This is a genomic window from Kineosporia sp. NBRC 101677 (genome assembly GCF_030269265.1).
GTDB lineage: Bacteria > Actinomycetota > Actinomycetes > Actinomycetales > Kineosporiaceae > Kineosporia > Kineosporia rhizophila.
This window is the reverse complement of record NZ_BSTA01000030.1, coordinates 1-4,947: the sequence shown is the minus strand read 5'-3', so window position 1 is coordinate 4,947 and position 4,947 is coordinate 1. Positions and strand designations below refer to the sequence as shown.

The window sequence follows — 4,947 nt, the reverse complement described above, 5'->3', positions numbered from 1 at the left end:
CTTGGCAATCTCGCTCGCCCGCTTCAGCTCCGCGTTCTCCCGCCGCAACGCAGCAAGCTCCTCGCTCACCTCGGCCGGGGTTCCAGGCCGCTGAACTGCATCGACCTCGTCCCCCTCGACCCAGTTCCGCAACGTCGCAGGGTTAATACCCAACAGCTCACCCACATGCCGGCGGGCCCCGACATGAGAATCCTGGTGCTCATGGACGCGGTCCTGGACCACCCCCACGGCCCGGGCACGGGTCTCACCGTCGTACTTACGCGGTGCAGCCATTGATCCAGTCTCCATGCTGGTTCAAAGCCTCCGTCAGCCCCAGGGCGCTTCACCTACAACGACGATACAGCCCAGACCAACCAGAGCACTCAACGCCAGACTGCTTGACACGTTAGAACCGTGGGATGTCTAGACGTAGGTGTGGCAGCGATCACTATGCTTCTTTTGACCCAAACGGGTGCGGTCTACGTCTCTTCTTGTAAGGCGCACCACAGTAAGGCGCCTATTGAGACCCAGGAATGCAAGAGGGAGAACGCATATGTCACGGTTTGAGCGAGCTGTCACGGCCGGACTTTTGGCGGCCACTGCATTGTTCAGCTCGGCCTGCGGATCAGGCTCGACGTCGGATACGAGCCCGGTGAGCCAGACGCCCGCCACAGCCCTTGTCACCAAGACACCTGAAACACCTGAGACCTCACCCAAAGAGACTTCGGAAGAGGTGGCGGCCGCACAAGAGTCCACGCTTCCCTCTGTAGGCAGGGGTGCGACCATCGTGCCGCTGGATGGTTTCGAGGGAGCCCTGACCCTGGAGGACGAGGGCCTTTCAATGACCGACGATGACAGCGGCCGTCAGCTGTTCACCTTCAGATCCTTGGGCGAAAACCTATACCAGATTAGGGCTGTCGACAGTTCGGGAGAACGTGAACCGCTGTGTTGGCGGGCCCTCAATACTGACGAGATTGGCCCCTCTCCGATCCTGGCCGGCACCTGTGAGGTGTCTGATAAAACCCAGCAGTTCACGGTCACCAGGTCTGGTGAGGGCTATGTATTTGGTCGCAATGGCTACGGCAATATTGTGTTGAGGAGCGAGGGCCTTGAATACGATGTCACCGACTCAACCAAGTTCAAGGTCGTACAATGATAGTAGTTTGAGGGACGGGTCTGGCGGCGGGCTGAGCGGCTTCCCAATCGGAGTCCGGGTAATTACCCGCGTCTCTGAGACGGCCACGCTCACGAGGTCTTGGAATTTTTGCACCCACCGGCCACGTCCACCAATGGTATGCCTTTGGGGGTTCCGAGCTGTCTCTCGCGCGTACGAATATAGAAGGTTCGCTCATTGGTTCATATCTAGGGCGCAGAAAGATCTGCCCGACCAAATACTTGTGCACAAGTCTGTCGGCGGCCACCGCAAACTGCCTAAAAGTCAGTACCCTCGACATTGAGACTCTGGCCCTGATTCGGCGATGGTGTTTCCAGACCAGCGATAAGAGCACCCATGACGCGCAACCGAGCTAGCGCCTGCTCAGCCAGGATAGGGTCACCAACTGCATTGACCGTCCTATGCAACGCACCTGAAGTTTCATTTTAAACACAGAATGCACATGCGTTTTGCGGAGTCACCGGCCTCGGAGAACTTGCGACTGAGGGTACTCAGGGCTAGCAAGCTGCCCCATGGGTGAGATGGATGCTGGTAAACACGGCCACTAACCGAATACCGGGCAGTTCCCGCGGAGCCGCTTGCTCGGGCCAACGCTGACGCAGATCCTGCCCGCCAGATCGTTCCGCGATTTCGAGTATCTGTGAACCATCCTGATTGCACGTTCCGCTTAGCTTCGGCGTATTATTCGATCATGTACGTTCCCACGACGACCCCCCTTACTCTCAACACCCCCCGGCGCGCCCCGTTACGTGAACGGATGCGCGCGGCAATGCGCGAGGAGGTCAGCGAAGTTGCCTTTCAACTCTTCGCAGAGCAAGGCTTCGAGAACACGACCGTGGAACAGATCGCGACTGCCGCTGGTCTGTCGCGCACCACCTTTTTCCGGTACTTCGGAACCAAGGAGGAGATGGTGCTCAGCCGGGTCGGTGAATTTGGCAGCCAGATTGCCGACGCTTTGGTGCTACGTCCGAGCGAAGAGCGGCCCTGGGAGTCGCTGCGCCGCGCCTTCGACGTGCTCGCTGAAGCCAAGCCAGGGAACTCCGGATCGCCTCTAGGCGCAATCCGACTGCTGACTCAGGCTTCTGCCTTGATCACACGGCATTGGGAAAAGACTCAGGGTTGGCAGAGCATGATCGCCCCGGAGATCTCGCGACGGCTCGGCGGCCCCGACCCAGTAATCGACATGCAGGCCAACGCGCTCACCGCCGCCGCGATCTCCTGCCTAGACGCAGCCATCGACGCATGGGCCGCCACCGGCGGAATCGCATCCATGCCCGAACTTCTAGACCAGGCGATGAACGTCATGCGCGAGCCTAGCAATACGCTCGAATAGCACGTCACCGGGGGGTGACGATGACCTGCCGCGCATCGTCTTGTTCCACATCGGCTTCATATCTCACCCAGCACACCAACCTTGCGTCGGTTCTGGCGTGGCGCCAGCAGGTCTTGCCCCTCGGTCAGCCAGCAAGACGGCTCTAAAGTTCACAGTCGCCTGGTTCGATTTGACACGAGGAAACCGGTCCGCAGACGATCAGGTCCAGAGCCCTGCGCCGAACAGCCTAAAGTTTTTGCCCCCCATCCAGGCGATGCCCGAAGGCCTACATCTGTCCCACCAAGTCTAGATCAACCGGCCGGAACACGTCGGGAGCCAAATCTGTCGACGCATCTTTCCTGACGCTGTGGCTTTGGGCCACCGCATGATCGGACGTTGCATTCACAACGTGCATGAGCGCGAAACCCGTTCGACGAGACGGGTGCCCGTCTGGGGCCGGCGCCGAAGGCGCCTTTGGCATTGCGACTCCGGCCCCGGCCAACCCTTGTGGTCTCCTCAATAATCGAGACTGGAAACCGTTCTCAGCGAATGCCTTTCAAGATCTCGGCCCCACGCTCGCCGATCATAATCGATGGCGCATGGGTGTTGCCACGGGGCAACGAAGGCATCACCGAGGAGTCAATGATGTACAGGCCGGTGAAGCCATGAACCCGGAGACCGGGGTCGACCACTGAGTCGGCGTCAACGCCCGCTCGGCAGGTACCGGAAGGGTGGTTGATCGAGAGCGCGGTAGCGCGCACGGCTTGTTCGATGTCCATGTCGGTTTCGGAAGCGGGGATTTTAGGCGGCTTAGTAAAAGCGCGGAACGTTGGCCCCTCGCCCATATGCATCGTTTCGCGCACACCCTCTATGAGTGCGCGCAGGTCAGCGTCGTTGTCCAGGTAGTTCATATCGATCAAGGGGTTAGCGGCCGCGTCAGCCGAGCGTAGCTTCACGGTGCCCCGGCTCTGCGGGGTGAGCAGGGTGACCAGGCTGGTGAAGGCCGGCGCTGGCCCGCCCGACAGGTCGATCAGCATTGTCATCAATTGGATGTCCGGGGCGAGCGCATCCCTGCCCACCCGAAGGAATCCTCCGACTTGTCCCATTGAGGCGAGAGGTCCCCGGCGCTGTTCGGCGTAGCGGGAGAAGTTCTCCCAGGTGTATGCGTCAAGCCAGGTCTCACCTTGAGTGACCGGCCAGATGACCATCGCCGACAGGTGGTCCTGAAGGTTACTGCCAACGCCCGGCAGGTCCGCCACGACATTGATGTCGTGTTCACGCAGATGATCGGCCGGCCCGATGCCTGAAAGCATCAGTAGTTGGGCAGAGCGCACTCCACCGGCAGACAGGATCACCGAATCGGCCCGTACCACGGTCAGATTGCCGCCAGTGTCGGAGTATTCAACGCCGGTCGCTTTTCCGTTGTCGGTCAGCACTCGCCGCACCAGCGCACCAGTGCGCACCTCGAGGTTGGGGCGGTCGAGCACCGGGTGCAGGTAGCCGCGGGCGGCACTCCAACGCTCTCCGTCCCTCGTATTGCTGTGCATTATGCCGATTCCGTCAAGATCTGGACCGGCAGAAAGATCACGGTTGAACTGCAGGCCATGCTCTAGGCCGGCTGCGATGAAGGCCAGCGACAATGGGTGTGGATCACGCGGGGTCGTGACCGGGATAGGGCCGCCCAGACCGTGCAGGTCGGACGAGCCGCGCTCATGATCTTCGCTGCGCCGGAATGCGGGCAGCACATCGGCCCATCCCCACCCCTTCATCCCCTGCTCGACCCAGCCGTCGTAGTCGAGTGGGTGCCCCCTGAACCACGCCTGGTAATTGATAGAACCGCCGCCGCCAAGCACCCGGCCACCCGAGATGGGCACCTCCCGGCCGCCCAGACCGGGCTGCGGCGTTGTGGTGTAGCTCCAGTCGAGGTCGCCGCGCAGGATGGAGAAGACACCGTGTGGTGCGACGATATTTTGATCGGAGTCAAGCGGGCCAGCTTCAAGCAGCAACACCCGCCGATTCGGGTCCTCAGTCAAGCGGGCAGCGAGCACGCTGCCCGCCGCCCCGCCACCGACAATGATGTGGTCAAACATGCCGCTCCAATACTTGTGCCCACCTGCTTGCGGCCCTTGACCGCAAGCAGGCCAACGCTGCTTACCTTGATGACTGACCGCGCGTCCCATCATTCGCGACGGCCATGGCTGTCACCCGTCACATGTCCACACGGATGAATGCAGGGGGAAGTTCACCAGCCCGTCGTCTCACCTCGCTCACGAGAGCCAAGCGGATCGCGCACCTGACCGGCACACAGGGGAACCGTGAGGTCGGACGAGCATCCGAGGTGCGCTACACCGGGCCTTTGCCCTGACATCCAGGTCTCGCCTAGGGCGACCATCGCAGTTCTCAGCTCCCGCCGGTGTAGAATCGCTAGCCAACTTGAACAGAGCTTCTTTGAGGAGCGCGGTGCGGCTTCAGGATCTAGGTC

Annotated in this window: 4 protein-coding genes; 2 read left to right on the top strand and 2 right to left on the bottom strand. The window is 61.0% G+C overall.

Going from position 1 to position 4,947, the window contains the following annotated elements:
* Positions 1–273: transposase (locus QSK18_RS35555; RefSeq protein WP_285628951.1), on the bottom strand; the 273-nt coding region annotated here is incomplete at its 3' end.
* A gap of 358 nt (positions 274–631) precedes the next feature.
* Between QSK18_RS35555 and QSK18_RS35550 the strand changes: the two genes are divergently transcribed.
* Both QSK18_RS35550 and QSK18_RS35545 read left to right on the top strand, forming a co-directional pair.
* Entirely contained in the window at positions 632–1,135 is a 504-nt protein-coding gene (locus QSK18_RS35550; protein ID WP_285628948.1) for an RICIN domain-containing protein, read from the top strand.
* Between the two features lie 709 nt (positions 1,136–1,844).
* Positions 1,845–2,486 carry a TetR family transcriptional regulator gene (locus QSK18_RS35545; protein ID WP_285628944.1) on the top strand — a complete coding sequence of 214 codons (642 nt, stop codon included), beginning with the start codon at positions 1,845–1,847 and terminating at the stop codon, positions 2,484–2,486.
* A 521-nt stretch (positions 2,487–3,007) separates the two neighbouring features.
* Here the strand turns inward: QSK18_RS35545 and QSK18_RS35540 are convergent.
* Positions 3,008–4,555: a GMC family oxidoreductase gene (locus QSK18_RS35540; protein WP_285628941.1), complete on the bottom strand. Its 1,548-nt coding sequence runs from the start codon at positions 4,553–4,555 to the stop codon at positions 3,008–3,010.
* Between the last annotated feature and the right edge of the window lie 392 nt (positions 4,556–4,947).